Origin of the sequence: Dietzia psychralcaliphila, assembly GCF_003096095.1 — a bacterium.
Lineage (GTDB): Bacteria > Actinomycetota > Actinomycetes > Mycobacteriales > Mycobacteriaceae > Dietzia > Dietzia psychralcaliphila.
The window spans coordinates 1,365,977-1,390,833 of the sequence record NZ_CP015453.1 but is presented as its reverse complement, the minus strand read 5'-3'; the positions used below and the strand labels follow the sequence as shown (position 1 = coordinate 1,390,833).

The following is a 24,857-nucleotide window of genomic DNA, read 5'->3' as shown; positions in this document are numbered from 1 at the left end:
CGGCCCGCGGTCGTTGGAGGCATGAATGATCGACTCAGCGCGTGTACCCCACTCTGACAGTGACATCGTCCTCACAGACGAGTTCGAACTGGCGCTCGCGCACCTGCACTCCGGCGAGAACCTCTTCCTCACCGGCAAGGCCGGCACCGGGAAGTCGACACTGATCCGGCACTTCCTCGCCGAGACCGAGCTCCCCACCCTGGTCGTCGCTCCCACCGGGATCGCCGCACTCAACATCGGCGGGTACACGATCCACCGGGTGTTCGGGTTCCATCCGAGCCACACGATCGAGCACGTCCAGAGTGCCGCGTACCGTCCGGGCCGGTTCGCGGACGCACTGGCAGCGGTGCGCACCCTCGTCCTCGATGAAGCGTCGATGCTCCGAGCCGACGTCTTCGACATGATCGCCATCGCCCTGGGGCGGTTCGGGCCGGATCCGTCCATGCCGTTCGGCGGGGTGCAGATCGTCCTCGTCGGTGATCTGTTCCAGCTTCCACCGGTGGTCACCGCGTCGGAGAAGTCGGGCTTCGAGAGCACCTACGCGACCCCGTACTTCTTCTCGGCGCAGCGCTACCGCGGCGAGGACTTCCACACCGTCGACCTCACCCATGTGTTCCGGCAATCGGGCGATCCCAGGCTCACCGCGATCCTGAACGCCATCCGGGAGGGCGCGCTCGTCGGCCACGCCCGGGATGAGATCAACGCCCGGACCGATCCCCATTTCGAGCCACCCGACGATGAGTTCTGGCTCACCCTGACCACCACCAACAGGATCGCGACCAACCGCAACCGACGGCGCCTCGAGCGACTACCGGGTTCCGAGCTGGCGATGACCGCCACCACCACCGGTGACATCGCCGGATTCGACCTGCCCACCGATGAGACGCTGCGGTTCAAGGTCGGTGCGCAGATCATGATGGTCACCAACGACCCGTCGGATCGATGGGTGAACGGCTCGATCGGTCGCGTCCTGGACGTCACGCTCGGTGGGAGGGTCGACCGGGGTGCGCGCAGTCCGGTCGTCATCGTCGCTTTCACTGGTGGGGAGGTCGCCGAGGTCCCGCTGTACACCTGGGATGTGACGCGACCGGTGGCCGCCGGCGCCGGCATGCGACACGAGATCGTCGGAACGTTCAGTCAGTTCCCGTTCACGCTGGCGTGGGCGATCACGATCCACAAGAGCCAGGGACAGACCCTCGACCGCCTGGTCGTGGACCTCAGCGGAGGGACGTTCGCGACCGGGCAGCTCTACGTCGCGCTCAGCCGCTGCCGGTCGCTGGCCGGGCTCGTGCTCACTCGCCCGGTGGTCCCCAAGGACCTCAAGACCGACCGCCGGATCATCCGGTTTCTCCGCGCGCCCGAGCTCGACGGCCCGGGGCGTCGCTTCTGTTCGATCGCCACGCTCACGGTGGGCGACGAGAACCCGCGGTCCCGATCCCGGCCGGTGGAGCTCGCAGTCGCGTTCTCTGACGGGACCGCGATCTCCACTCTCGTCAACCCTCAGCGCGACCTCGCGGAGGCGAGGACCGACTACCGGGTCACGGTCTCGGACGTCCTGCTGGCCCCCACACTGCTCGAGGCCTGGTCGATGATCGCCCCGCTGCTCGACGGCCACACCCCTGTCGGTATAGACGTGGACAGCACCCTCGGACACATCGACTCCGAACTCAAGCGGCTCGGCAGCGCGATCGCGATGCCACCCGGTGTCGACATCCCCTCCCAGCACCTCACGCCGAAGGAGCGGACGCGGACCAGATCCGGCTCCGCCCTCGATCGAGCCCGTGTGGCGCTCGAGGTGCGGGCGCATCTGGCGGCTGACGACGCGGCAGCCGGAGTGTTCGACGCGGACCTCGTCGAGGAGACGGCGATCAGCTACCTACTGAGTCGTGACATCGACGCCAATCCCCCGACCTCCGACGTCCTCCCCCAGCTCTCCGCGATGCTCGAGGTGAGCGGGCGGGTCGGGTCGGCGCTTCTGGGCCTGCGCCACCCGCAAGCCGGGCCGGACGCGGACGACGGGCCGGACGGGGCGGACGGGACAGCCGGGCCGGACGGGCGCGACGACGATGAGCTCCTGTTCGCCGGAGACCGCGATCTCGAGGCCGGGGCACGCGCGCTGGTCGCCGACCAGATCCGTGCCGCCGCGGAGCGGGTCACTCTCGACGCCGAGACCATGACGAGGCTCCGACGGGCAGGAGACCTCCTGGGGGTGGACCTGGCCGCCGGACTGGAGGCCGCCGGGTCGGCGATCGCCGGAGAGGTCCTGGTGCCGGGGACCCGGGTGTGTTTCACCGGCAGCGCTCTCGATCCCTCCGGGAACCTCCTCTCCCGCGGCGAAATGGAGTCCCTCGCCGCGGCCCGCGGGTTGATCGCGGTCGGAAATGTGACCAGGACCCGGTGCGACGCACTTGTCGTGGCCGAGGTCGGTAGTCAGTCGAGCAAGGCGCGCAACGCCCGGAAGTGGGACAAACCCGTCATCTCGGTGGCCGATTTCCTCTGTTGGGCGGACGACCGACCGATCACGGGCTGACCGGCACGGGGTTCACCGGTAGTGGCTGCCCGGCCATGTCGGCCACGGCCCGGAACGCCATCGTCATTCCCGATCCCAGGGGGACCCCGGGGCCCGGGTAGGCCTCGCCGGATACCGACGCCGACGAATTGCCGGCGGCGTACAGGCCCGGGATCGGTGCACCGTCGGCACCGACCACGGACCCGTTCGGATCGATCACGGCACCGCCCTTGGTTCCCAGGTCCCCCAGGACCAACCGCACGGCGTGCAGCCGCTTGCCACCCAGTGGCCGGAGGCACTCCTCGGGAGTGGAGGCGCCGAGGAAGAACCGCCCGTACGGGTCCTCGCCTCGCCCGAAGTCGGAGTCACGGCCCTGCTCGGCGAAACCGTTGAAGCGCGCGACGCTCTCACCGAGGGCATCCGGATCGATCCCGATGGCGTCCGCGAGTTCCGCGATCGACCCCGCGGTGTGCCAGAGTCCGGCCTCGCGCAACTGTCCGGGATCGGGTGCGGGGACGCAGATCGCCGGGAAGCCACCCGCCTCGGTGTCGTCGAAGACGAACCAGAACTCCTCCCCCGCCCCGTCGTCCATCCGGGCATGCATTCTCCGGCCCATCTGGTCGTACGGGAGGAGCTCGTTGCCGAACCGTCGACCGGTGCCGTCGACGATGATCCCCGACCGGAAACCGAGCGTGAACGCCGCGTGCCCGTTGGGGAACAGGGTCGCCGGGCACCACCACGACTGGTCCAGCAGGTCGAGCCGGGCACCGACCTTCTCGAACATGCGGACGGCATCGCCGGAACCGGTGTCCGGGTGGGAGGCCGACCAGTCGGCGGTCGGCATCCGCTGCCACAGGCTGCGCAACTCGCTCGACCGCTCGAACCCACCGGCGGCCACGAGCACGCCACGCCGCGCACCGACGCGCCGCACACCCGAGCCGTCACGCACAGCGACCCCCACGACCCGTCCGTCGTCGTCCCGGATGAGCTCCTCCGCCGCCGTGGTCAGCCTCAGTTCGGCGGTCTCCATCGCGTCCAACGCCAGCACGAGCCGGGCGACCCAGGCGCGGCCGCCCTCCAGCTTCGTGGAGTCCTCGGGGGCACCGAACTGGTCGGACGGGACGGAGGAACGAATGTCGGCGGTGCGCGCTCCCACCTCCTCGCCCCTGATCGGCTTGGGATAGATGCTGCGGCCCACCTCCTGGCGACCGGGCGCGTCGAAGTAGTCGGGGAACGCCTGGAACCGTGTGGGGATACCCAACTCGTCCTGCAGGAAGTCGACGACCATCGGCCCGGTGTTGAGAAAGGCGTCCTGCAGGTCGTGGTCGGTCCGGTCGCCCACCACGGCACGGAAGTAGGTGCGGCCGGACGCGACGGAATCCTCGAGCCCGTCGCGGGCGAGGACCGGGTTGCCGGGCAGCCACACCGCACCGCCGGAGTACGCGGAGGTGCCGCCGAAGCGATCCGTCTTCTCGACCAGGAAGGTGGTGAGGCCTCGCGACGCCGCCGCGGCCGCGCCGAAGAGCGCCGCGACGCCCGATCCCACGACAACCACATCGAACTCTGCATCGAACGTGCTGCTCTGCGACATCACGGTCACTCCTCGTCTCGTCATCACCGGCCCACCCGGCCCGGACACCGACCACCAGCCGGTAATTTCTAGAACACGTTCTACGATAGCCTCTCGAGGGTCGACTCATGTCCTGAGCGGCGGTTTCCGTGACACCTCAGCGACGTGCGGGCATGATCGCGGTGTGACGAGCAACGAGGTCGAACACACCGAGGACGGCCGCTACATCGTGGTCAGGGGACGGCGGTGGAGAGCCACCGACCCGTCGATCCCGGACACACTCCGGACCGAACTCGTCTCCGCGCTCATGACCGGCCGTCGGCTGGTGAAGACAGAGGGGGACGCCGCCCGCGTGATGGTGCACGACGCCAAGGTGGCACTGGGCGAGCGCGGCGACCCGTGGTGGGAGCCCACGGAGGAAGGCACACGGCAGCGGCTGGCCGCGACCATCCGGACGTTGCTCCGTTCCCGCGGCGACGGTTCGATCTGTCCCAGCGACGCCGCCCGTACGGTCGGCGGCGAGCGGTGGCGGGAGCTCATGGAGACCGCCCGCGGGGTCGCCGTGGATCTGAGTGTGGACGGGGTCGTGGTCATCGTGCAACGGGGCGAGATCGTCAGTGGAACCGATGTCCGCGGTCCGGTGAGGATCGTGGCGGCGGAGGCGCTCGACTTCCGGCCACCGACGGACGGCCGAACTGCGCCGGACTGAAGCTACCAGCCGGTAACCCGCGCGGTCCTTCCGTCCGCAGCCTTGTACGATCACTACTGGTAGCAAACATTCACCTAGTGCGCCCCGTCCCCCTCTTACGGCGGGTCGTCCAACGGAAAGGCATACACCCTTGCGCCGCACAGTGTTCGACGAAGACCACGAGGCCTTCCGCCAGACCATCCGCGACTTCATCGCGTCCGAGGTCTCACCCCACTTCCAGGAGTGGTTCGACGCGGGCATCGTGCCGCGCGAGTTCTACTACAAGCTCGCCGACCTCGGCGTGTTCGGCATCAACGTGGACGAGGAGTACGGCGGCGCCGGGATCAACTCGCACAAGTTCGAGGCGATCCAGTCCGAGGAGACCGCCCGCGCAGGCGTGAACTTCGGCGGCTCGGGCGTTCACGTACTGCTCGGACTCCCCTACATCAAGGCCCTCGCGACCGAGGAGCAGAAGCAGCGCTATCTGCCCAAGTTCGTCTCCGGTGAGGAGATGTGGGCACTGGCCATGACCGAGCCCGGCACCGGTTCGGATCTCGCCGGCATGAAGAGCACGGCCAAGCTCTCCCAGGACGGCACCCACTACGTCCTCAACGGCGCCAAGACCTTCATCACCGGCGGCGTCCACGCCGACCGCGTGATCGTGTGCGCCCGCACCGCTCCCCCGCGGGAGGACGACCGCCGTTTCGGCATCTCCCTCCTGGCCGTCGACACCAAGCTCGAGGGCTACTCCGTGGGACGCAAGCTGGACAAGGTCGGGCTGCGGACCTCCGACACCGCGGAACTGGCATTCAGTGACGTCAAGGTGCCCGTCGAGGACCTGCTCGGCGAGGAGAACCGTGGCTTCTACTACCTCGGCCAGAACCTGCCGTCCGAGCGCTGGGGAATCGCCTACGGCGCCTACGCCCAGGCCGCGGCCGCTGTGCGCTTCGCCAAGGAGTACACCCAGCAGCGCACGGTCTTCGGGAAGGAGGTCGCCTCGTTCCAGAACACCAAGTTCGAGCTCGCCGCCTGTCAGGCCAAGGTCGACGCCTCGCAGGCCGTCGCCGATCGGGCGCTCGAGGCACTCGACGAGGGAGAGCTGACCGCGGCCGAGGCCGCGTCTGCCAAGCTGTTCTGCACCGAGATCGCGGCCGAGGTCATCGACCGTTGTCTGCAGCTGCACGGTGGCTACGGGTTCATCAACGAGTACCCGATCGCCCGCCTGTACACGGACAACCGGGTCAACCGGATCTATGGCGGGACCAATGAGGTCATGAAGACCATCATCGCCAAGGACATGGGTCTGTAGTTCCCACGCCGGGCAGGAATCGGGCCGGGACCAGCGCGCCACGCTGGTCCCGGCCCGATCTCATTCCGGGTGGCTAGCACCCACGGCGTTGACGCGGCCGGCGCGCGGCCCGCGAACACGACGAGACCCACACATGGTGCCGGCCGCACACAGGACGAGACCCCCTCGCCTGGTGCCGCGCGCGAACAGACGAGGCCCCCACCGCGGATCACGGTGGGGGCCTCGTCGGGGGCTGTCGGGTCGTCAGTGCTTCTCTTGACCCCAGTGGTACTCGAACACCAGCGCGCAGGCCGTGATGATCAGGGCGACCGCTCCGCCGAGCAACACCCACCAGTTCCAGAACGCGGCGCCGAAGCCGACGATCAGGATCGAGAAGGCGATGAAGAACGGCCAGAAGCTGTGCGGGCTGAAGAAGCCGAGCTCACCGGCGCCGTCGGAGATCTCCGCCTCTTCGTAGTCCTCGGGCAGCGTGTTGATGCGCCGTGCGACGAAGCGGAGGTAACCGCCGATCAGCAGGCACAGCCCGGCGGAGAGCACGAGCGCGGTGGAGCCCACCCACTCGATGCCGGTACGCGAGGTGCCCGTGAGGTAGGTGTACGCGATAGCCAGGAAGGCGAGGAAGACCACCAGTCCATCGAAGATTCTTACTGTTGCGTTCATCGTGCAGGAGCCCTTCGCGTGATACCGGGAGAGACGTCAGTTAGCGGATGCGTTCTCGATGATGTTGTTCTGGTCGCGGGTATCGCTGCGACCCGTCTTGAACGGTGACGTGGACGTGGAGTAGGGCTCCTCGCCGATCGACTCCAGCGCCTCCGCGTTGGATGCGGTCGGATTGTCCTGACGGAACTGGATGTACTCCGCGAAGGCCTCCGGCGACACGGCCCGGAGCTCGAAGTTCATCATCGCGTGGTAAGCGCCGCACATCTCGGCACACCGCCCGACGAAGGCACCCTCCCGCTCGATCTCCTCGATCTGGAACATGCTCAGCTGCTGGTTCTGGCCCGGGTGCGGCATGACGTCCAGCTTGTAGATGAACTCGGGGATCCAGAAGGAGTGGATCACGTCGGCCGCCGCGAGGCGGAACTCGACCCGGGTACCGGTCGGCAGGACGAGCACCGGGACCTCCTCGGAGGTGCCGACGGTCTCGATGTCGTTGAAGTGCAGGTACGACTTGTCCTCGGCCAGACGACCGTGGATCGGACCACCGGCGGCGGGCTCTCCGTGGTGACCGAGGGCCATTCGCTGCTCCTCCGAGAGGACGCCGGCCTCCTCGGCTGCACGCTGGGCCTCCTCGTTGGTGCCGTCCTCGATGGACACACCCGCGACATCGACCTTGTTGTACCCGAACTTCCAGTTCCACTGGAACGCCGTGACGTCGACCTTGACGCCGACCTCCTCCGCCGGACGGAGGTCGAGGACCTTGTTCTGGGTGATGACGGTGAAGTAGAAGAGCACCGAGATGATGACGAACGGCACGGCGGTGTAGACCAGCTCGAGCGGCACGTTGTACGCGGTCTGACGCGGGAACTCCCCGTCGTCGTTCTTCCGCTTGCGGTGGAAGGCCATGGTCCAGAAGATCAGGCCCCACACGAAGAAGCCGACGATCAGCGATGTGACAACGGTGAGCGTCCAGAACTCGCGGATGGCGATGCCCTCGGGCGTGATCCCGTTGGGGAACCCGAAGTTCATGGTCTGGTTCCACCATTTGTTGTCGGTGTGGAGGCTGCAACCGGACAAAAACAAGCCCAATGTGCCGAGCGACACCGCGAGTGCAGCCCTGCGCGTCCGACGACGCCCGTCACGCTGTTCCACCATCACGCCTTCCTGATCAGCGGCACCGGCCACGTGGCCGGGACACTTAAGAAGAGTAGACCACGGCTCTCAGTTTGGAAGCCGCGGGTCCCGGCATTTCACCGAACCCACCCCTTCGCCGTCTGCTGCGACGGACGGGAGCCCCGGGACCAGTAGTATTCGAACCCATCGTGGCCCGCACACGCGGGTTATCCCCACCCCCGACGACGATCGACGAGGTACCCGACGAATGTGTGGCCTGCTTGGTCTGCTCACCCCCGACGGCTCCGCCCGCACCCACGAGTCGAGGGTCCTGGGCGCGATGGGGTGCCAGCGTCACCGCGGTCCGGACGAGGTCGGGACCTGGGTCGACGACGACCTGGCGTTCGGCTTCAACCGCCTGTCGATCATCGACATCGCCCACTCGCACCAGCCGCTGCGCTGGGGGCCCCCCGAGCAACCCGACCGCTACGCCCTGACGTTCAACGGCGAGATCTACAACTACGTCGAACTCCGTGCGGAGCTCCGTGAGGAGTTCGGGGCCGAGTTCCGGACCGAGGGCGACGGCGAGCCGATCGTCGTGGCGTTCCACCACTGGGGGCCGGCCGCCGTCCGCCGGCTCCGCGGGATGTTCGCCTTCGCCATCTGGGACACCGTCGAGCGCACGCTGTTCGTGGCCCGTGACCCGTTCGGCATCAAGCCGCTCTACATGGCGACCGGGCCCGGGGGAACCGCGTTCGCGAGCGAGAAGAAGTCGATCACCGAGCTCGTCGACCTCCTCGTCGTCGACACCTCACTCGACACCCGCGCGCTGCAGCACTACGTCACCCTCCAGTACGTCCCGGAGGACGAGACTCTGACCCGCGGAGTCCGCCGCCTCGAGTCCGGTTGCCACGCCACCCTCTCCCCCGGTGCCGCTCCGGTGATCGAGCGCTACTTCGAGCCGACCTTCCCCGTGGTCCCGGTCGCCGACGGTGACGCGGAGCGCCGCTACGAGGAGATCGCGGTGGCCCTCGAGGACTCCGTGGCCAAGCACATGCGGGCCGACGTCACCGTGGGATCCTTCCTGTCCGGCGGAATCGACTCCACCGCGATCGCCGCGCTCGCCCGACGCCACAACGAGAACCTCCTCACCTTCACCACCGGTTTCGAACGGGAGGGCTACTCGGAGATCGACGTGGCCGCCGAGTCCGCCGCGGCGATCGGTGTGGAGCACATCGTCAAGGTGGTCTCGCCCGAGGAGTTCGCCGCCGCGATCCCCGAGATCATCTGGTACCTCGACGAGCCGGTGGCCGATCCGGCACTGGTGCCGCTCTACTTCGTCGCCCGCGAGGCCCGCAAACACGTCAAGGTGGTCCTCTCGGGCGAGGGCGCCGACGAACTCTTCGGCGGGTACACCATCTACAAGGAGCCGCTCTCGCTCGCGCCGTTCGAGAAGATCCCCGGCGGCCTGCGCCGGGCGCTGGGCAGGGCGAGCACCCGGATCCCCGAGGGCACCCGCGGCAAGAGCCTGCTGCACCGCGGATCGATGAGCCTCGAGGACCGCTACTACGGCAACGCGCGCTCGTTCTCCGAGGACCAGGTGCGCTCGGTCCTCACGGACTACCGACCGGAGTGGAGCCACCAGGACGTCACGGGTCCGATCTACGAACGCTCACGGGGATGGGACCCCGTCGCCCGCATGCAGCACCTGGACCTGTTCACCTGGTTGCGCGGGGACATCCTGGTCAAGGCTGACAGGGTCACCATGGCCAACTCGCTCGAGCTGCGCGTACCGTTCCTCGACCGCGAGGTCTACGAGGTCGCCTCCCGCCTGCCGCACACGGAGAAGGTGGCGCACGGGACCACCAAGTACGCGCTCCGCAAGGCGTTGGAGCGGATCGTGCCCGCGCACGTGCTCCACCGCAAGAAGCTCGGCTTCCCCGTCCCGACCCGCCACTGGCTGGCCGGACCGGAGCTTCATGACTGGGCGCGCGAGCAGGTCCTGGCCTCGGGTACCGACGAGTTCGTGGACAAGGCCGCCGTGCTGCGGATGCTCGACGAGCACCGGAGCGGCGTCTCTGACCACAGCCGTCGGATCTGGACCATGCTGTGCTTCATGATCTGGCACGGCATCTTCGTCGAGGGGCGGATCACCCCGGACATCGAGCAGCGGGACTACCCCGTCCGCCTCTAGTCGGCTCTGGACTGCCGCCCCGCGCGGGATCAGGCCGGGAGCAACGCCGAGAGCTCCTCGGCGACCTCGTCCCCGTAGGCGTCTGCCAGGCGTCGACGCGCCGCGGAGGGATCGATGCTCCACTCCTGCGTGCCGGTGGTCTCGAGCACGTGGGTGGCGATGAGCGCGCCGAACTGGGCGGATCGCTCCAGGGAGAGACCGTCGATGACGCCGGTGAGGAAGCCGGCGCGGAACGCGTCCCCGACTCCCGTGGGGTCGAGCAGGTTGTCCGAGGGCACGATGCCCACCTCCAGGGGCTCGGCGCCCTTCTCCACGATCACGACGCCCTTGCCGCCGCGGGTGGTGATGCGGGTGCCGACCCTCGCGTCCAGTTCCTCGGCCGTCCACCCGGTCTTGTTCAGCAGCAGTTCGTACTCGTACTCGTTGGTGAACAGGTACCGGGCGCCGTCCACGAGTGCCCCGGCCGCCTCCCCGTCGAGGAACGCCAGCTGCTGGGAGGGGTCGGCCGCGAAATCCAGTCCGAGCTCGCGGCACTCCGCGGTGTGGGAGTTCATCGCGGTCGGGTCGTTGGCGCCGATGAGCACGATCTCGGGCCGACCGATGCGGTCGACCAGGCGGGCCAGCGAGATGGTGGCGGCCTCCCCCATCGCACCCGGGTAGAACGAGGCGAGCTGGGCCATGTCCGAGTCGGTGGTGCACACGAACCGCGCGGTGTGCAGGGCGGAACTGATGTGGACGGCAGAGGTGTCGACGCCGTGCTTCTCCAGCCAGTCGCGGTATTCGGCGAAGTCCTCGCCCGCCGCGCCGACCAGGTGGGGCCGGCGGCCGAGCACGCCGAGCGCGAACGCGATGTTGCCACCGACCCCGCCGCGGCGGATCTGGAGCGAGTCGACCAGGAAGCTCAGCGACACGTGGGCGAGCTGGTCCGGCAGGAGCTGTTCGGAGAACCGACCGGAGAAGGTCATGAGGTGGTCGGTGGCGATGGAACCTGTGATCACTACGGGCATGACCCAGACAGTAGACGACCCGGACTGATCAGTGATCAGTCCGGGTCGTCAGTACGTGCGAGGCTCAGTTGAACGAGTCGCCACAGGCGCACGAGCCGGTGGCCTGGGGGTTGTCGATGGTGAACCCCTGCTTCTCGATGGTGTCGACGAAGTCGATCGACGCGCCCGTGAGGTACGGGACGCTCATGCGGTCGACGGCGAGCTTGATGCCGCCGAAGTCGTCGACGACGTCGCCGTCGAGCGTGCGGTCGTCGAAGAAGAGCTGGTACCGCAGGCCGGCGCACCCACCGGGCTGGACGGCGATGCGGAGGGCGAGGTCGTCGCGTCCCTCCTGGTCGAGGAGGGCCTTGGCCTTCGCGGCGGCGGTGTCGGTGAGGAGCACGCCGGTGGCGGTGCTCTCCGTGGCGGTGTTCTCCGCAGTGGTCATGTCGGTTCTCCTAGCGATCCGAGAAGGTCTTCTCTGGCGTCCTTCGGTGGCGTCCTGAGTCGTGCAACGTCCACCGGGGAGCTCTCTATTCCCCGGACGTCCCTTCATCGGACACGATACGCCCGCAGTGACGTACGGGTGAATATCCCTCGTGGTGGTCGATCGCCTAGCCTGGGTACGTGAAGTTGCGTGCATTCGGCTCCAGTAAGAACGATCCCGGCAAGGACTCCTCAGATACCGACACCGGGCCGGAGTCCTCCCCGGGCGCGGACCCGGCGTCGGCAGGAGACGCCCGTCGGCCCGCGGGCAAGGGCAAGCCCACCCCCAGGCGGCGGGATCAGGAGCGTGCCCGGGGCCTGCGGACGGGTCCCGTGACCGCGCCGGTCACCCGCAAGGAGGCCAAGGAGCGGCGCAAGGCCGTCGAGGCCAGTATGACCAAGGACCAGCGCAAGGCCGCTCGGGCCGAGCAGCGCAGCGCGCGCGAGGAGCGCCGCCAGCTCATGATGCAGGGCGACGACCGCTACGTGCTCTCTCGCGACCGCGGCGAGGTCCGCCGCTTCGCCCGGGACTGGGTGGACACCCACCGGCGCCTGATCAACTTCTTCATGCCGCTCGCGCTGTTCGTGATCGTGTTCCAGCTCATCCCCAACCCGGAGCTGATGTTCTACAGCCAGAACCTGTTCCTCATCCTGATCGTCGTGGTGGTGGTGGACGGCATCCTCCTGGGACGCACGGTCAACAGGGTCGTCCGCGAGCGGTTCCCGGACACCGAGGACACCGGGTTCGGGATGGGGTGGTACGCGGTGATGCGGGCGACGCAGCCGCGGATGCTCCGCACCCCGCGCCCCCGGGTCCGCCCGGGCGACTCCATCTGATCTGATCGACACCCGACCAGATCGACGATCCACGGAAGGCCTCTGACGCCATGCGCCTGCTCGTCCTCGGCGGCACCCGCTCGGGCAAATCCGCCCACGCCGAGTCGGTGGCCGCGGCCACCGGTGGGGACGTGGTGTACGTGGCCACCGCGCGTCGGGATCCCGACGACGACGAGATGGCCCGCCGGATCGACGCGCACCGGGACCGCAGACCCGCTGAGTGGTCCACCGAGGAGACCGACGAGATCGCCCGGGTGCTCGCCGATCATCCGGACGGCACGGTCCTCGTCGACGATCTCGGGGGGTGGCTCACCCACCGGATGGACGCCACCCTCGGGTGGGCGGACGGCGGGGCGGGCGTGGCCGATGAGGTCGATGCGCTCGTCTCGGCGGTCGCCGCCCACCAGGGCTCGCTGATCCTGGTCTCCCCCGAGGTCGGCCTGGGGGTCGTACCCGACACCCTGTCCGGGCGGCTCTTCTCGGATCTGATCGGTTCGCTCAACCGGCGGGTGGCCGAGGTGTGTGATTCGGCCGCCCTCGTCGTCGCGGGTCGGGTCCTCCCCCTCTCCGCCCCCGGAGTTCCCACCGCGGCGGACCACTCCCACGGTGATCCCACCGCACCGGCGTCGACCCGCCCCGGGCCGGCCTCACCCGGCACTGGTGAGGCCGCCGGGGTCACCGGGGTCACCGGGGTCACCGAATCCACCGAACTCTCCGCGCCCACCGCCCCCGCCGCGGAGTCACAGAGTCCTCAGGCGACCGAGTCAGAGGCTTCGCCGGCGGCCGAGCCGGAGTCAGAGCTCACGGCCGAGCCGGAGACCGGGCCTCCGGCGCACGGCTTCCCCGGTCTGGCCGACATCGCGCACTATGACGACCCCGTGGTGTTTCCCCCGGTCCACCCGCCGGCGCACACCGTCGCCGACGAGGCCCGCGCCCGGCAGCTCGTGCTGACCAAACCGTCGGGCTCGCTCGGTCGACTCGAAGAGCTCGGCGTGTGGATCTCGTCATGCCAGGGGACGTGCCCGCCCCGCCCGCTGGAGCGGGCCCGGGTCGTGGTGTTCGCCGGCGACCACGGCGTCGCCGAGAACGGGGTCTCCGCCTATCCGCGCGAGGTCACCCTGCAGATGGCCGACAACATCGTGGGCGGTGGCGCGGCCGTGTCAGTGTTGGCCCGTGCCGCGCGGGCGACCGTCCGCGTGGCCGACATGTCCATGTCCGCGGAGCGGCCCGGCGGTCTGGACGACCACAAGATCCGTCGCTCCAGCGGGTCGATCGACCGCGAGGACGCGTTGAGCCCCGACGAGGTCCGGGCGGCGGTCGCGGCCGGCCGCCGGATCGCCGACGAGGAGGTCGACTCGGGTGCGGACCTGCTCATCGCGGGCGACCTCGGGATCGGGAACACCACCCCGGCGACCGTGATCACCTGTCTCGTCACCGGCCGGGAGCCGGTCGAGCTGGTCGGGCGCGGCACCGGGGTCGACGACGACGGGTGGATGCGCAAGACCGCCGCGATCCGGGATGCGATGTTCCGGGCCTCCGGCGACCTCCGGGACCCCGTGGCGATGCTGCGGAGGGTCGCGGGCGCCGACCTCGCCGCGATGGCGGGCTTCCTCGCGCAGGCGGCGGTCCGAAAGACCCCCTGCATCCTCGACGGCGCGGTGGTCACGGCCGCGGCGTTGCTCGCGGAATCACTGGCGCCCGGGGCACGCCAGTGGTGGGTCGCCGGTCACCGGAGCGCCGAGCCCGCCCACTCCGCGGCGCTCACCTATCTCTCGCTCGAGCCGATCCTCGAGCACTCCATGCGTCTGGGAGAGGGAAGCGGCGCGGTCGCCGCGCTGCCCACCGTCCACGCCGCGATCGCGATCCTCACGGAAATGGCGACCTTCGCCGACGCCGGGGTCAGCGGCAAGGCCTGACGTCAGGTGTTCGCCGCGGTCCGCCTGTCACTGTCCTGGATGACGGTGTTGCCCATGGGTGGGCCGGGCGTCCCGGGCCGGCCCGAGGCCGGACGGGCGATGACGGCGATGCCGGTCGTCGGACTCGTCTGCGGGGTCGTCGCCACCGCCGTCGCCCACGGGGCGCACGCACTGGGGGCCGGGACCGTCATCTCCGGCCTGATGGGGATCGCGGCGGTGCTGGCGCTGACCCGCGGGATGCACGTGGACGCGCTGGCCGACACCGCCGACGGACTGGGTTCGTACGCCGGCCCCGACCGGGCGCTGGAGATCATGCGCTCCGGATCGGTGGGACCGATGGGCGCTGCGGTCCTGGTCCTGGTCCTGCTCGCCGAGGTCGCGGCCCTGGGGGCCCTGGTCGCCTCCGGCGCGTGGCTCGCGCCGATCGCCGCCTTCGTGCTCTCGCGTTGTCTGCCGGTGGTCCAGCTCCGCCGAGGTGTCCCGGCGGCGTCCGCCACTGGCTTCGGCGCGATGGTCGCCGGGTCGCAGTCCCGGGCAGCCGTGGTGGCCGTGGGACTGATCAGTGCTGCGGCGGGCGCGGGCCTGGCCGGGTCCGGGTGGACGGCGACACTGTCGGCGGGGACATGGTGGACACCTGTGGTCGGGGCGGCGATCGGTCTGGCCTTCTACGCGGCCGCGGCGGGCTTCGCGCGGCACGCCGTCCGCCGCCTCGGTGGCGTCAACGGGGACGTCCTGGGGGCGGGGATCGAGGCGGGCGCGGCCGCTGCGCTCGTCGCGGCCGTCATCCTGGCCTGACCTGCGGCTCGCGCGTCAACACATGGCTCGCGCGTCAACCAGAAGAGCGCTCCGCACACTTCCTACTCGGCAAACGTGTGCGGAACGCTCTTGGCGATGGGATCGCGTCGGGGCGGAATCGCGTCGTGGCGCGGGCCCGGTGGGCGGCGAGCCCGGTCAGGCGAGCGTGGTCATCCACCCGAATGTGTCGGCCACGGACCCGCGCTGGATCCCGGTGAGGGTCTCGCGCAGACGCATGGTGATCTCGCCGGGGCCGCCGTCGCCGACCGTGTACCCGCCCTCGGCGTGCTTGACCGAGCCGACGGGCGTGATCACGGCGGCGGTGCCGCACGCGAACACCTCGGTGATCTCACCGGAGGCCACCCCGGCCTCCCACTCCTCCACCGAGACCTTCCGCTCCGTCACGGGGTACCCGAGGTGACGTGCCAGCTGCAGGAGGCTGTCGCGGGTCACACCGGGCAGGAGCGAGCCGGACAGTTCCGGGGTGACGATCTCCGCCGAGTCTCCGGTGCCGAGGATGAAGAACAGGTTCATCCCGCCCATCTCCTCGACGTACTTGCGCTCGATCGCGTCCAGCCAGACCACCTGGTCGCAGCCCTCGGCGGCGGCCTGCTCCTGAGCACGCAGCGACGCCGCGTAGTTCCCCCCGAACTTCGCCGCGCCGGTTCCGCCGGGGCTGGCCCGCACGTACTCGGTGCTCAGCCACACGCTCACGGGGGCCACACCGCGCGAGAAGTAGGCGCCGGCGGGCGAGGCGATGACCGAGTAGAGGTACTCGTCGGCCGGCCGCACACCCAGGCCGGTCTCCGTCGCGATCATGAAGGGCCGCAGGTAGAGCGCCTCCTCCCCGCCGGCGGCGGGGACCCAGTCGCGGTCGATCGCCACGATCTGTCGCAACGACTCCATGAACAGCTCCTCGGGTAGCTGCGGCATGGCGAGGCGCTCCGCGGAGCGGTTGAAGCGGGCGGCGTTCTGCTCCGGCCGGAAGGAGGCGATGGAGTCGTCGGCCTGCCGGTAGGCCTTGAGGCCCTCGAAGATCGTCTGGGCGTAGTGCAGGACCACGGCGGACGGGTCGATGGACAGTGGGGCGTACGCCTCCACCACCGGGGTGCCCCACTGCCCGTTCGAGTACGGGAGGGTGACCATGTGGTCGGTGAAGTGCTTGCCGAAGCCGGGGGCGGCGAGGATGGCCTCGCGCTCGGCGGTCGACCTCGGTGTGGCCGAGGGGCGGATGTCGAACTGGGACATGTCGTCTCGCTTAGGTGAGAAGGGGCGGGTCAGCGGGTGCGGATCTCGACGAGCGGGGGTACCGCGAGGCGGCACGGTACCTCTCGCCCCCGTACGTCGACGACGACCTCGTCGCCCTTCTTCAGACCCGCGTCCAGCTCGATGAACGCGAGCGCGATCCCCGTCTTGAGGGTCGGCGAGAACGTGCCGGAGCTGGTGACGCCCACGTCACGGCCACCGGAGCGCACGGTCTGTCCGGCGCGCGGGATCCCGCGTCCGGTGACCTCGAGCGCGTACAGGCGGCGGGCGGGGCCGGCCTCCTTCTGACGCAGCAGCTCGTCGCGCCCCCAGAAAGACGGTTTGTCCCAGCCGATGGCCCACGCGCAGCGGGCCTCGAGCGGACTGAGGTCGAGGGACAGCTCGTTGCCGTGCAGCGGGTACCCGGCCTCTGTGCGCAGTGAATCGCGGGCACCCAGACCACACAGCGCACCCTGGCGCGCGAGGACCTGCTCGGCCAGCGCGTCCCAGACCGGGCCGGCCTGATCCCACGCAGGCAGGACCTCGAAGCCGTACTCGCCCGTGTACCCGGTGCGGCAGACCCGGACGGGGACGCCGGACCAGTCGGCGTCGATGAAGGCCATGTAGTCCAGGTCGATGGGCAGGCCGACCGCGGTGAGGACCTCCCCGGCGAGGGGGCCCTGCACTGCGATCACGGCGCGGGAGCGGTGCTCGTCGGTGACGCTGACCCCGGGCGCACGCTCGGCGGCGGCGGCCTGCATCCGCCGCACCACCTCGGCAGTGTTGGCGGCGTTGGGGATGAGGAAGATCTCCTCGTCGGAGACGCGATAGGCGATGAGGTCGTCGACGACCCCCCCGGACTCGCCGCAGCACAGCGTGTACTGGGCGCTGCCGGCGGAGGTCCGGTCGAGGTCGTTGGTGAGGCAGGTGTTGACGAAACCGGCGGCGCCGGGTCCGGTCACGAGCGCCTTGCCCAGGTGGCTGACATCGAACAGTCCGACGGTCGTGCGGGTGGCGTGGTGTTCGGCGACGGTGCCCGAATACTGAACGGGCATCGACCAGCCACCGAAGGGGGCGAAGGTGGCCCCGACCTCCACGTGACGAGAGTGCAGCGGCCCCTCGTAGAGGTCCCCGGTGTCTGTCATGTGGCCACTCCTCGCGCTCTCCAGTACGGCTGTGCTCCCACGGTAGTCGATAGACTATGGTGCCCTGGCCGTGGCGGTCCCGCCACGTCATCAGGGCATCTGACACGTCCCGAACGTCCCCGCCGACCACCAGGAGTGCTTCATGCCCACCGCGCAGTCGATCCTCACCCACAGCCCGGACCTCGCCGCGATCGAGGCCGTCACGACGCCTGTCGAGTCCGAGGTGGTGGTGGTCGGTATCGCCGCGGGCGCCGACCGCGGTAATGGCGGCGCCGAGTCGGACGCGGCCCCCGTCGTCGTCGCCCCCGGTCTGGACGGCGAGGTCACCGCGGCGCTGGCCACGCTGGCCCACTCCGTCGGCGCCTCCACCAAGGTCGGGTCCACCACCCGCGTCCCGGCGCCGGAGGGCGTCCCCGGTCGGTCCGTGGTTCTCGTAGGCCTCGGCTCCTCCGTCGACGAGATCGGCGACGAGACACTGCGCCGGGCGGCCGGCGCCGCCGCGCGCGCGTGCCGAGGACTGGGCGCCGCACTGGTCCTGCTCGACGCCGAACGCGTCGAGGCCGTCGCGTTGGGGGCGGCGCTGGGATCGTTCCGGCCGGCCAAGGTCACGGCTAAGAATGACGATGACGAGAAGGCGGACTCCGTGAAGGTGTTCGTCGCGGAGGGTGGCGCGGACGCGGTGACCCGCGCCGCCACCATCGCCGAGTGCGTCGGTCTGGCCCGCGACCTGGTCAACACGCCGCCCAACCTGCTCTTCCCCGGTTCCTTCGCGGACCGCGCCGCCGAGCTCGCCGCCGCCGCGGGCCTGGAGGTGGAGGTCATGGACGAGACCGCTCTGGCCGACGGCGGGTTCGGCGGGATCCTCGCCGTGGGCGGCGGCTCGTCCCGCCCACCGCGTCTGGTCCGCCTCACGCACCGGGGGAACGACGATCGCCCGAGCGTCGCCCTGGTGGGCAAGGGCGTCACCTTCGACACCGGCGGTATCTCCATCAAGCCGGCCGCGGGCATGGAGCAGATGACGATGGACATGGGCGGTGCGGCCGCCGTGGTCGCGACCGTCATCCTGGCCGCCCGGCTCGGTCTCGACCTGACCGTGGTGGCGACCGTCCCGATGGCCGAGAACATGCCGTCCTCGACCGCGTACCGACCCGGCGACGTGCTCACCATGTACGGCGGGACGACGGTCGAGGTGCAGAACACCGACGCCGAGGGGCGACTCATCCTCGCCGACGCCATCGTCAGGGCCTGCGAGGACTCACCCTCCCACCTCATCGACACGGCCACGCTCACCGGCGCACAGATGGTGGCGCTGGGTAGGAAGACCCCGGGCGTCATGGGAACCGAGGAGTTCCGTGACCGGGTGGCCGAGCTCAGCCGCGGGATCGGCGAGGGCGGTTGGCCCATGCCGCTCCCCGAGGAGCTCCGGGACGGTCTGGACTCCGAGGTCGCGGATCTGACCAACGTCACCCCGCACCGCTGGGGTGGCATGCTCTCCGCCGGACTGTTCCTGAAGGAGTTCGTCGCCGAGGGCGTCCAGTGGGCTCATATCGACGTCGCCGGCCCGGCCTACAACGACGGTGGGCCCGAGGGTTACCTGCCCAAGGGCGGCACCGGCGTGCCCGTGCGGACGATGCTCGCGGTCCTCGAGGACATCGCCTCGGCCGACTGACCCCGCTCTCCCGGCTCAGCCCTCGTCGGCTCCGCGCATCTGTTCGCGGAGCCGGCGGGCCCTCTCCTTGCGTTCGCGCGCGATCCGGACCTCCTCGTAGAGCCTCATCCGGTCCGGGTAACCGGTCTCCATGGCGTCGTACAGGGGGATCTTGAGCTCGTCGGCGAGCTTGCGTGCCGTGGCCACGTCCCCCACCTCTCGACGGGTCCATTCACCGTCAAAGGCGACCAGGCGTAGTCCCGGGACCGACACGAGAGTCTCGGGCTCGAGGAAGGCCTCGACCCCCACCCTCGTCTCGCACCAGGACCGGAGGTGGTCGAGATCCGCGGGATCCGCCGGAATCCGCGTCTGCCGCCGCCGGAAAAGATCGCGGAACGCCACTGTCGGTCTCCTCCCATCGGCCCCCCGTCCGGGGTGGGGCCGTGTCACGAAACCGATCGTACCGAGCCTCAGCACTGGTGATGGCGCGGCCACCGGCCGGATCGGGCGTCCACTGACGCCGGGATCGGGGCGTCCGCCGACACCGGCAGGTGGCACAGGGCACAATGGTGGGCGATCGTCCGGGCGGGGCGCCACAGCGGATCCGTCCCTGGTCGTCTCGAAGAATTGATAGCTCACAACCACGACGCCGCTCACGCGGGCGCGGATCGCGCCGGCGGGCAGCGCCCAGAACTCTTGAGGAGTCACGACACCATGGCCTTCTCCGTACAGATGCCGGCTCTCGGTGAATCCGTCAGCGAGGGCACCGTCACCCGCTGGCTCAAGAAGGAGGGCGACACGGTCGAGGTCGACGAGCCGTTGCTCGAGGTCTCCACCGACAAGGTCGACACCGAGATCCCGTCGCCCGCAGCGGGCACCCTGCAGAAGATCGTCGCCGACGAGGACGAGACCGTCGAGATCGGTGGTGAGCTCGCGGTCATCGACGACGGCTCCGGCGGATCCGACGACTCGGCCGCGGAGGACACCTCCGACGACGACTCGGCCGCGGAGGACACCTCCGACGACGACTCTGCCGATGACTCCGCCGACGAGGCCGACGAGGCGCCCGCCGAGAAGCCCGCGCCCACGAAGTCCTCCGGCGGCTCTGCAAGCAAGGGCTCGGGTGGCAAGGGCACCGAGGTCACCATGCCCGAACTCGGCGAGTCCGTCACCGAGGGAACCATCACCAACTGGCTCAAGTCCGTCGGCGACACCGTCGAGATGGATGAGCCGCTGCTCGAGGTCTCCACCGACAAGGTCGACACCGAGATCCCCTCCCCCGTCGCCGGCACCCTGCAGAAGATCGTCGCCGACGAGGACGAGACCGTCGAGGTCGGCGCCGTCCTCGCAGTCATCGGCGACGGCGAGGCATCCGACCAGGACGACTCCGACCAAGACGATTCCGACACGAGCGACGAGCCCGCCGCGGAGGACACCTCCGACGACGACGCTGCCGATGACTCCGCCGACGAGGCCGACGAGGCGCCCGCCGAGAAGCCCGCGCCCACGAAGTCCTCCGGCGGCTCTGCAGGCAAGGGCTCGGGAGGCAAGGGCACCGAGGTCACCATGCCCGAACTCGGCGAGTCCGTCACCGAGGGAACCATCACCAAGTGGCTCAAGTCCGTCGGCGACACCGTCGAGATGGATGAGCCGCTGCTCGAGGTCTCCACCGACAAGGTCGACACCGAGATCCCCTCCCCCGTCGCCGGCACCCTGCAGAAGATCGTCGCCGACGAGGACGAGACCGTCGAGGTCGGCGCCGTCCTCGCAGTCATCGGCGACGGCGAGGCATCCGACCAGGACGACTCCGACACGAGCGACGAGCCCGCCGACGAAGCGGAGGACGACGCGACACCCGACGCCGCCGAGTCCACCCGTCCGGACGATGCCCCCACGCAGGCGCAGGGCGACGCCACCGACGCGGCCGGCGCCGCCCAGCAGGATGACGCGGCCGGCAAGACCCCGAAGGCCGAGAAGAAGGCCGCGGAGAAGGCCGGGACCAAGACGGGGACGTCCGCGAAGGCCGAGAGGTCGGAGAAGTCGGACGGTGGGCAGGACTCATCGGGCGGCATCCCGGAGCGGGCCGAGCCCGCGGCCGCCGCCAAGTCCGGTACGTCGCCGTACGTCACACCGTTGGTGCGCAAGCTCGCGCAGGAGCACGGTGTCGACCTCGACTCCGTCAAGGGCACCGGCATCGGCGGGCGCATCCGCAAGCAGGACGTCCTCGCCGCGGCCGAGGGTGAGGGCGCCGACAGTGGCTCGGATGCCCCCGCCGAGAAGAAGACCCCTGCCGGGGGGCCGTCCGCCGCCGGTGTCCGTCCGGAGCTCGCCGAGCTGCGGGGAACCACCAAGAAGGCCAACCGGATCCGCAAGATCACGGCAAAGAAGACCCGCGAGTCGCTGCAGACCAGCGCGCAGCTCACGCAGGTCTTCGAGGCGGACCTGACCCGCGTCGCGCAGCTGCGCGCCCAGGTCAAGGAGCAGTTCGTCGACAAGCACGGCGTCAAGCTCACCTACCTGCCGTTCTACGCGAAGGCCGTGGTCGAGGCCCTGGTCTCGCATCCGAACGTCAACGCGTCCTACGACGAGGACTCCAACGAGATCACCTATCACGGCTCGGTGAACCTCGGCATCGCCGTGGACACCGAGGCGGGACTGCTCTCCCCGGTGATCCAGAACGCACAGGACCTGGACATCCCGGGTCTCGCCAAGGCGATTCTCGACCTGGCGGAGCGTGCGCGGTCGTCCAAGCTCACCCCGGACGACCTCCAGGGCGGGACGTTCACCATCACCAACATCGGGAGCGAGGGCGCGCTGTTCGACACCCCGATCCTCGTCCCGCCGCAGGCGGCGATGCTGGGCACCGGTGCGATCGTTCGTCGACCCGTGGTGGACGCCGACGCGGACGGCGAGTCGATCGCCATCCGGTCGATGGGTTACCTGCCGCTGACGTACGACCACCGGCTCATCGACGGTGCGGACGCGGGCCGTTTCCTCACCACCGTCAAGGACCGGCTGCAGAAGGCCGAGTTCGAGGGAGACCTCGGACTGTAGGTCCCGCAGTGAGTGCGACGGGCGCCCTCCCCCGGGAGGACGCCCGTCGTCGTGGTCCGGCCTCCTGGGCCTAGGGTGGAGGCCATGTCCCACATCGGTCAGTCCCTGCGCCGCGATCCGGTCGAGCCGGAGATCCGCCGTCTCGGCACCGTCGAGTACACACCCACCTGGGAGTTGCAGCGGACGCTCGCCGAGGAGCGGGCCGACGGGGCGCGCGGGGACACGATCCTGCTACTGGAACACCCGGCCACGTACACCGCTGGCAAACGAACGGAGCCGTCGGACCTCCCGTCCGACGGCACCCCCGTCGTGGACGTGGACCGCGGTGGTCGGATCACCTGGCACGGGCCCGGGCAGTTGGTCGGGTACCCGATCATCGCGCTGTCGGATCCCATCGACGTGGTGGAGTACGTCCGCCGTGTGGAGCAGGCCCTCATCGCCACGTGCGCCCGGATGGGGGTGGACGTCGACCGCGTGGAGGGCCGGTCCGGCGTCTGGTGCCCGGCCGGTGACGGCAGGCCCGAGCGCAAGATCGCGGCTATCGGGATCCGCGTCCAGCGCGGCGTGACGATGCACGGTTTCGCCCTCAACTGCGACTGCGATCTCGACGCGTACTCGCGGATCGTCCCCTGCGGGATAGTCGACGCCGGGGTCACGTCCCTCTCGGCTGAACTCGGCCGGACGGTGCCGGTGTCAGAGGTCCTGGACCAGGTCACCTCCGACTTGGTGGAGGCCCTCGACGGCCGTCTACCCGTGGGATGATTCGGGCGTAGGCTGGCGGCCGTGACTGTGACTCCTGAAGGCCGCAAGCTGCTCCGCATCGAGGCCCGCAACGCCGAGACACCGATCGAGCGCAAGCCGTCGTGGATCCGGACGCGGGCCACCATGGGTCCCGAGTACAAGGAGCTCAAGAGCCTCGTCAAGACCGGCGGCCTGCACACGGTGTGCGAGGAGGCCGGATGCCCCAACATCTACGAGTGTTGGGAGGACCGCGAGGCCACCTTCCTCATCGGCGGCGAGCAGTGCACGCGACGCTGCGACTTCTGTCAGATCGCCACGGGCAAGCCCAGTGCCCTCGACCGGGACGAGCCGAGGCGCGTGGCGGAGTCCGTTCGCGAGATGGGGCTGCGGTACTCGACCATCACCGGCGTCGCCCGGGACGACCTCGATGACGGTGGCGCGTGGCTGTACGCGGAGACCGTCCGGAAGATCCACGAACTCAACCCCAACACCGGGGTGGAGAACCTGATCCCCGACTTCAACGGTGAGCCGGACCAGCTCGCGGAGGTCTTCGAGTCCAGGCCCGAGGTGCTCGCGCACAACGTGGAGACGGTCCCTCGTATCTTCAAGCGCATCAGGCCGGCGTTCCGGTTCGACCGGTCCCTCGGAGTGATCCGCGCCGCCCGTGACTTCGGGTTGGTCACCAAGTCCAACCTCATCCTGGGGATGGGTGAGACCAAAGAGGAGATCGTCGACGCGATGATCGACCTGCATTCCGCGGGGTGCGACATCCTCACCATCACGCAGTACCTCCGGCCCAGCCCGCTTCACCATCCCATCGATCGCTGGGTCAAGCCGGAGGAGTTCGTAGAGTTGTCCGACCAGGCGCGCGAGATCGGATTCGCCGGCGTCATGGCCGGCCCGTTGGTCCGGTCCTCGTACCGGGCCGGACGCCTCTACGTCCAGGCACTCGAGCACCGCGGCCAGGAAGTTCCGATGCACCTCGCGCAGTTGACGTCCGGGGGCGCCGCCTCCCAGGAGGCTTCCAGCGTGCTGGCGCGCACCCGCGCCTGACCCTCCGCGCGTCCACGTCCGATCCCCTTCTCTCACCCGGTGCACCCCTGCGACGAACCGCGGTTCCCGAACCGTGGTGTCCGCCACGTATCCTGAACGGTATGGCGAAGAGCGAGGTCAGCAAGGCGGACAAGAAGGCGGCTCGGGCTGCACGGCGGCAGGCGGGCAAGGCACAGCGCGGCCAGATGTGGGAGGCGCTGAAGATCCAGTCCAAGCAGGACAAACTCCTGTGGCCCCTGATGATCGGCGCGTTGATCCTCTCCACCGTCGCGTTCTTCTTCCTCGGTTCGCTGTGGGGCGGGGAATGGTGGATGCTCCCGCTCGGCGTGCTCACCGGTCTGATGCTCGCCATGGTGATCTTCTCCCGACGTGTCCAGAACACCGTGTTCGCCAAGGCCGAGGGACAGCCCGGCGCAGCGGCGTGGGCGCTGGACCAGCTCCGGTCGGGCTGGCGCGTCAACCAGGCCGTGGCCGCGACCACCAGCTTCGACGCCGTACACCGCGTGGTCGGTCGCTGCGGGATCGTGCTCGTGGGCGAGGGACAGCCCCACCGGCTCAAGCCCCTCATGCTGCAGGAGAAGAAGAAGGTTGCCCGGGTCGTCGGTGACACGCCGATCTACGAGTTGATCGTCGGAGACGAGGAGGGCACGACCCCCGAGCAGGTCCCGCTGCGCAAGCTCAACCGTCGACTGACGCGCTACCCGATGAACATCAGTCGCGCGAAGGTCGACGCCCTGGACACCCGGCTCCGCGCCCTGGGCACCAAGACCGGTATCCAGAACCAGATGCCCAAGGGGCCGCTCCCGCAGGGAGCGAAGGTCCGCAACATGCAGCGGAGCGCCCGCCGCCGCGGCTGACCCCGGCAGGTCCCGGGTCAGCGGGTTCGGGTCAGCGGGTTCGGATCAGCG

The 24,857-nt window shown here is 69.6% G+C and carries 20 protein-coding genes; 12 read left to right on the top strand and 8 right to left on the bottom strand.

Translation table 11 applies throughout. The annotated features are described in order from the left end of the window. The first annotated feature begins 25 nt into the window (after positions 1–25). Positions 26–2,530 carry an AAA family ATPase gene (locus A6048_RS06260; RefSeq protein WP_200837423.1) on the top strand — a complete coding sequence of 835 codons (2,505 nt, stop codon included), beginning with the start codon at positions 26–28 and terminating at the stop codon, positions 2,528–2,530. On the opposite strand, the gene A6048_RS06255 is transcribed toward A6048_RS06260, so the two are convergent. Then, positions 2,520–4,100 (bottom strand): FAD-binding protein, encoded by a 1,581-nt coding sequence (locus A6048_RS06255; RefSeq protein WP_107748452.1) that lies wholly within the window; start codon positions 4,098–4,100, stop codon positions 2,520–2,522. The genes A6048_RS06260 and A6048_RS06255 overlap by 11 nt on opposite strands. A 163-nt stretch (positions 4,101–4,263) precedes the next feature. On the opposite strand from A6048_RS06255, the gene A6048_RS06250 reads away from it, so the two are divergent. Together A6048_RS06250 and A6048_RS06245 are read left to right on the top strand one after the other, a co-directional pair. Further along, entirely contained in the window at positions 4,264–4,788 is a 525-nt protein-coding gene (locus A6048_RS06250; RefSeq protein WP_107748272.1) for a DUF3253 domain-containing protein, read from the top strand. 130 nt (positions 4,789–4,918) lie between these two features. After that, positions 4,919–6,076: an acyl-CoA dehydrogenase family protein gene (locus A6048_RS06245; protein WP_107748271.1), complete on the top strand. Its 1,158-nt coding sequence runs from the start codon at positions 4,919–4,921 to the stop codon at positions 6,074–6,076. Positions 6,077–6,319: 243 nt separating this feature from the next. On the opposite strand, the gene A6048_RS06240 is transcribed toward A6048_RS06245, so the two are convergent. Further along, on the bottom strand, positions 6,320–6,736 hold the full coding sequence (locus tag A6048_RS06240; protein WP_107748270.1) for a cytochrome c oxidase subunit 4: 417 nt from the start codon (positions 6,734–6,736) through the stop codon (positions 6,320–6,322). Positions 6,737–6,772: 36 nt separating this feature from the next. Then, entirely contained in the window at positions 6,773–7,891 is a 1,119-nt protein-coding gene (gene ctaC, locus A6048_RS06235; protein WP_107748269.1) for an aa3-type cytochrome oxidase subunit II, read from the bottom strand. Positions 7,892–8,117: 226 nt separating this feature from the next. On the opposite strand from ctaC, the gene asnB reads away from it, so the two are divergent. Further along, on the top strand, positions 8,118–10,043 hold the full coding sequence (gene asnB, locus A6048_RS06230) for an asparagine synthase (glutamine-hydrolyzing) (RefSeq protein ID WP_107748268.1): 1,926 nt from the start codon (positions 8,118–8,120) through the stop codon (positions 10,041–10,043). A gap of 29 nt (positions 10,044–10,072) precedes the next feature. On the opposite strand, the gene A6048_RS06225 is transcribed toward asnB, so the two are convergent. Together A6048_RS06225 and A6048_RS06220 are read right to left on the bottom strand one after the other, a co-directional pair. After that, positions 10,073–11,050, bottom strand: a complete 978-nt coding sequence (locus A6048_RS06225; RefSeq protein WP_107748267.1) for a carbohydrate kinase family protein — start codon at positions 11,048–11,050, stop codon at positions 10,073–10,075. Positions 11,051–11,114: 64 nt separating this feature from the next. Further along, positions 11,115–11,477 (bottom strand): HesB/IscA family protein, encoded by a 363-nt coding sequence (locus A6048_RS06220; protein WP_107748266.1) that lies wholly within the window; start codon positions 11,475–11,477, stop codon positions 11,115–11,117. A gap of 179 nt (positions 11,478–11,656) precedes the next feature. Here A6048_RS06220 and A6048_RS06215 point away from each other — a divergent pair, with 179 nt between their 5' ends. Genes A6048_RS06215 through A6048_RS06205 form a run of 3 tightly spaced genes read left to right on the top strand, consistent with a single transcriptional unit; the run spans position 11,657 to position 15,063 of the window. Further along, positions 11,657–12,352: a DUF3043 domain-containing protein gene (locus tag A6048_RS06215; protein WP_107748265.1), complete on the top strand. Its 696-nt coding sequence runs from the start codon at positions 11,657–11,659 to the stop codon at positions 12,350–12,352. 50 nt (positions 12,353–12,402) lie between these two features. Then, positions 12,403–14,268 carry a nicotinate-nucleotide--dimethylbenzimidazole phosphoribosyltransferase gene (gene cobT / locus A6048_RS06210; RefSeq protein ID WP_107748264.1) on the top strand — a complete coding sequence of 622 codons (1,866 nt, stop codon included), beginning with the start codon at positions 12,403–12,405 and terminating at the stop codon, positions 14,266–14,268. Positions 14,269–14,307: 39 nt separating this feature from the next. Then, positions 14,308–15,063: an adenosylcobinamide-GDP ribazoletransferase gene (locus A6048_RS06205; protein WP_235027625.1), complete on the top strand. Its 756-nt coding sequence runs from the start codon at positions 14,308–14,310 to the stop codon at positions 15,061–15,063. Between the two features lie 156 nt (positions 15,064–15,219). Here A6048_RS06205 and A6048_RS06200 read toward each other — a convergent pair whose 3' ends face one another. Further along, on the bottom strand, positions 15,220–16,311 hold the full coding sequence (locus A6048_RS06200) for a branched-chain amino acid aminotransferase (RefSeq protein ID WP_107748262.1): 1,092 nt from the start codon (positions 16,309–16,311) through the stop codon (positions 15,220–15,222). Positions 16,312–16,340: 29 nt separating this feature from the next. Next, positions 16,341–17,453, bottom strand: a complete 1,113-nt coding sequence (gcvT, locus tag A6048_RS06195; RefSeq protein ID WP_107748261.1) for a glycine cleavage system aminomethyltransferase GcvT — start codon at positions 17,451–17,453, stop codon at positions 16,341–16,343. A gap of 142 nt (positions 17,454–17,595) precedes the next feature. Here gcvT and A6048_RS06190 point away from each other — a divergent pair, with 142 nt between their 5' ends. Further along, on the top strand, positions 17,596–19,122 hold the full coding sequence (locus A6048_RS06190; protein WP_107748260.1) for a leucyl aminopeptidase: 1,527 nt from the start codon (positions 17,596–17,598) through the stop codon (positions 19,120–19,122). 15 nt (positions 19,123–19,137) lie between these two features. Here A6048_RS06190 and A6048_RS06185 read toward each other — a convergent pair whose 3' ends face one another. After that, positions 19,138–19,503, bottom strand: a complete 366-nt coding sequence (locus A6048_RS06185; protein ID WP_107748259.1) for an oxidoreductase — start codon at positions 19,501–19,503, stop codon at positions 19,138–19,140. 312 nt (positions 19,504–19,815) lie between these two features. Here A6048_RS06185 and sucB point away from each other — a divergent pair, with 312 nt between their 5' ends. The 4 genes from sucB to A6048_RS06165 all read left to right on the top strand — a co-directional run bounded on the left by sucB (position 19,816) and on the right by A6048_RS06165 (position 24,806). Further along, complete coding sequence (sucB, locus tag A6048_RS06180; protein ID WP_107748258.1) at positions 19,816–22,155, top strand: 2-oxoglutarate dehydrogenase, E2 component, dihydrolipoamide succinyltransferase; 2,340 nt, start codon at positions 19,816–19,818, stop codon at positions 22,153–22,155. 84 nt (positions 22,156–22,239) lie between these two features. After that, positions 22,240–22,917, top strand: a complete 678-nt coding sequence (lipB, locus tag A6048_RS06175; protein WP_107748451.1) for a lipoyl(octanoyl) transferase LipB — start codon at positions 22,240–22,242, stop codon at positions 22,915–22,917. A gap of 21 nt (positions 22,918–22,938) precedes the next feature. Next, the gene (lipA, locus tag A6048_RS06170; protein ID WP_107748257.1) at positions 22,939–23,949 is read left to right on the top strand and encodes a lipoyl synthase; all 1,011 of its coding nucleotides are present in this window, start codon (positions 22,939–22,941) and stop codon (positions 23,947–23,949) included. 101 nt (positions 23,950–24,050) lie between these two features. Beyond that, on the top strand, positions 24,051–24,806 hold the full coding sequence (locus tag A6048_RS06165) for a DUF4191 domain-containing protein (protein WP_107748256.1): 756 nt from the start codon (positions 24,051–24,053) through the stop codon (positions 24,804–24,806). Positions 24,807–24,857: the final 51 nt, after the last annotated feature.

What these genes read in the sequence shown, in the direction of transcription:
- A6048_RS06190 (WP_107748260.1), top strand. Translation starts at nt 17,596, where the DNA reads ATGCCCACCGCGCAGTCGATCCTCACCCACAGCCCGGACCTCGCCGCG.
- A6048_RS06260 (WP_200837423.1), top strand. Translation starts at nt 26, where the DNA reads ATGATCGACTCAGCGCGTGTACCCCACTCTGACAGTGACATCGTCCTC.
- A6048_RS06165 (WP_107748256.1), top strand. Translation starts at nt 24,051, where the DNA reads ATGGCGAAGAGCGAGGTCAGCAAGGCGGACAAGAAGGCGGCTCGGGCT.
- A6048_RS06220 (WP_107748266.1), bottom strand. Translation starts at nt 11,477, where the DNA reads ATGACCACTGCGGAGAACACCGCCACGGAGAGCACCGCCACCGGCGTG.
- A6048_RS06240 (WP_107748270.1), bottom strand. Translation starts at nt 6,736, where the DNA reads ATGAACGCAACAGTAAGAATCTTCGATGGACTGGTGGTCTTCCTCGCC.
- A6048_RS06205 (WP_235027625.1), top strand. Translation starts at nt 14,308, where the DNA reads ATGACGGTGTTGCCCATGGGTGGGCCGGGCGTCCCGGGCCGGCCCGAG.
- A6048_RS06255 (WP_107748452.1), bottom strand. Translation starts at nt 4,100, where the DNA reads ATGTCGCAGAGCAGCACGTTCGATGCAGAGTTCGATGTGGTTGTCGTG.
- sucB (WP_107748258.1), top strand. Translation starts at nt 19,816, where the DNA reads ATGGCCTTCTCCGTACAGATGCCGGCTCTCGGTGAATCCGTCAGCGAG.
- asnB (WP_107748268.1), top strand. Translation starts at nt 8,118, where the DNA reads ATGTGTGGCCTGCTTGGTCTGCTCACCCCCGACGGCTCCGCCCGCACC.
- gcvT (WP_107748261.1), bottom strand. Translation starts at nt 17,453, where the DNA reads ATGACAGACACCGGGGACCTCTACGAGGGGCCGCTGCACTCTCGTCAC.
- cobT (WP_107748264.1), top strand. Translation starts at nt 12,403, where the DNA reads ATGCGCCTGCTCGTCCTCGGCGGCACCCGCTCGGGCAAATCCGCCCAC.
- lipB (WP_107748451.1), top strand. Translation starts at nt 22,240, where the DNA reads ATGTCCCACATCGGTCAGTCCCTGCGCCGCGATCCGGTCGAGCCGGAG.
- ctaC (WP_107748269.1), bottom strand. Translation starts at nt 7,891, where the DNA reads ATGGTGGAACAGCGTGACGGGCGTCGTCGGACGCGCAGGGCTGCACTC.
- A6048_RS06225 (WP_107748267.1), bottom strand. Translation starts at nt 11,050, where the DNA reads ATGCCCGTAGTGATCACAGGTTCCATCGCCACCGACCACCTCATGACC.
- A6048_RS06200 (WP_107748262.1), bottom strand. Translation starts at nt 16,311, where the DNA reads ATGTCCCAGTTCGACATCCGCCCCTCGGCCACACCGAGGTCGACCGCC.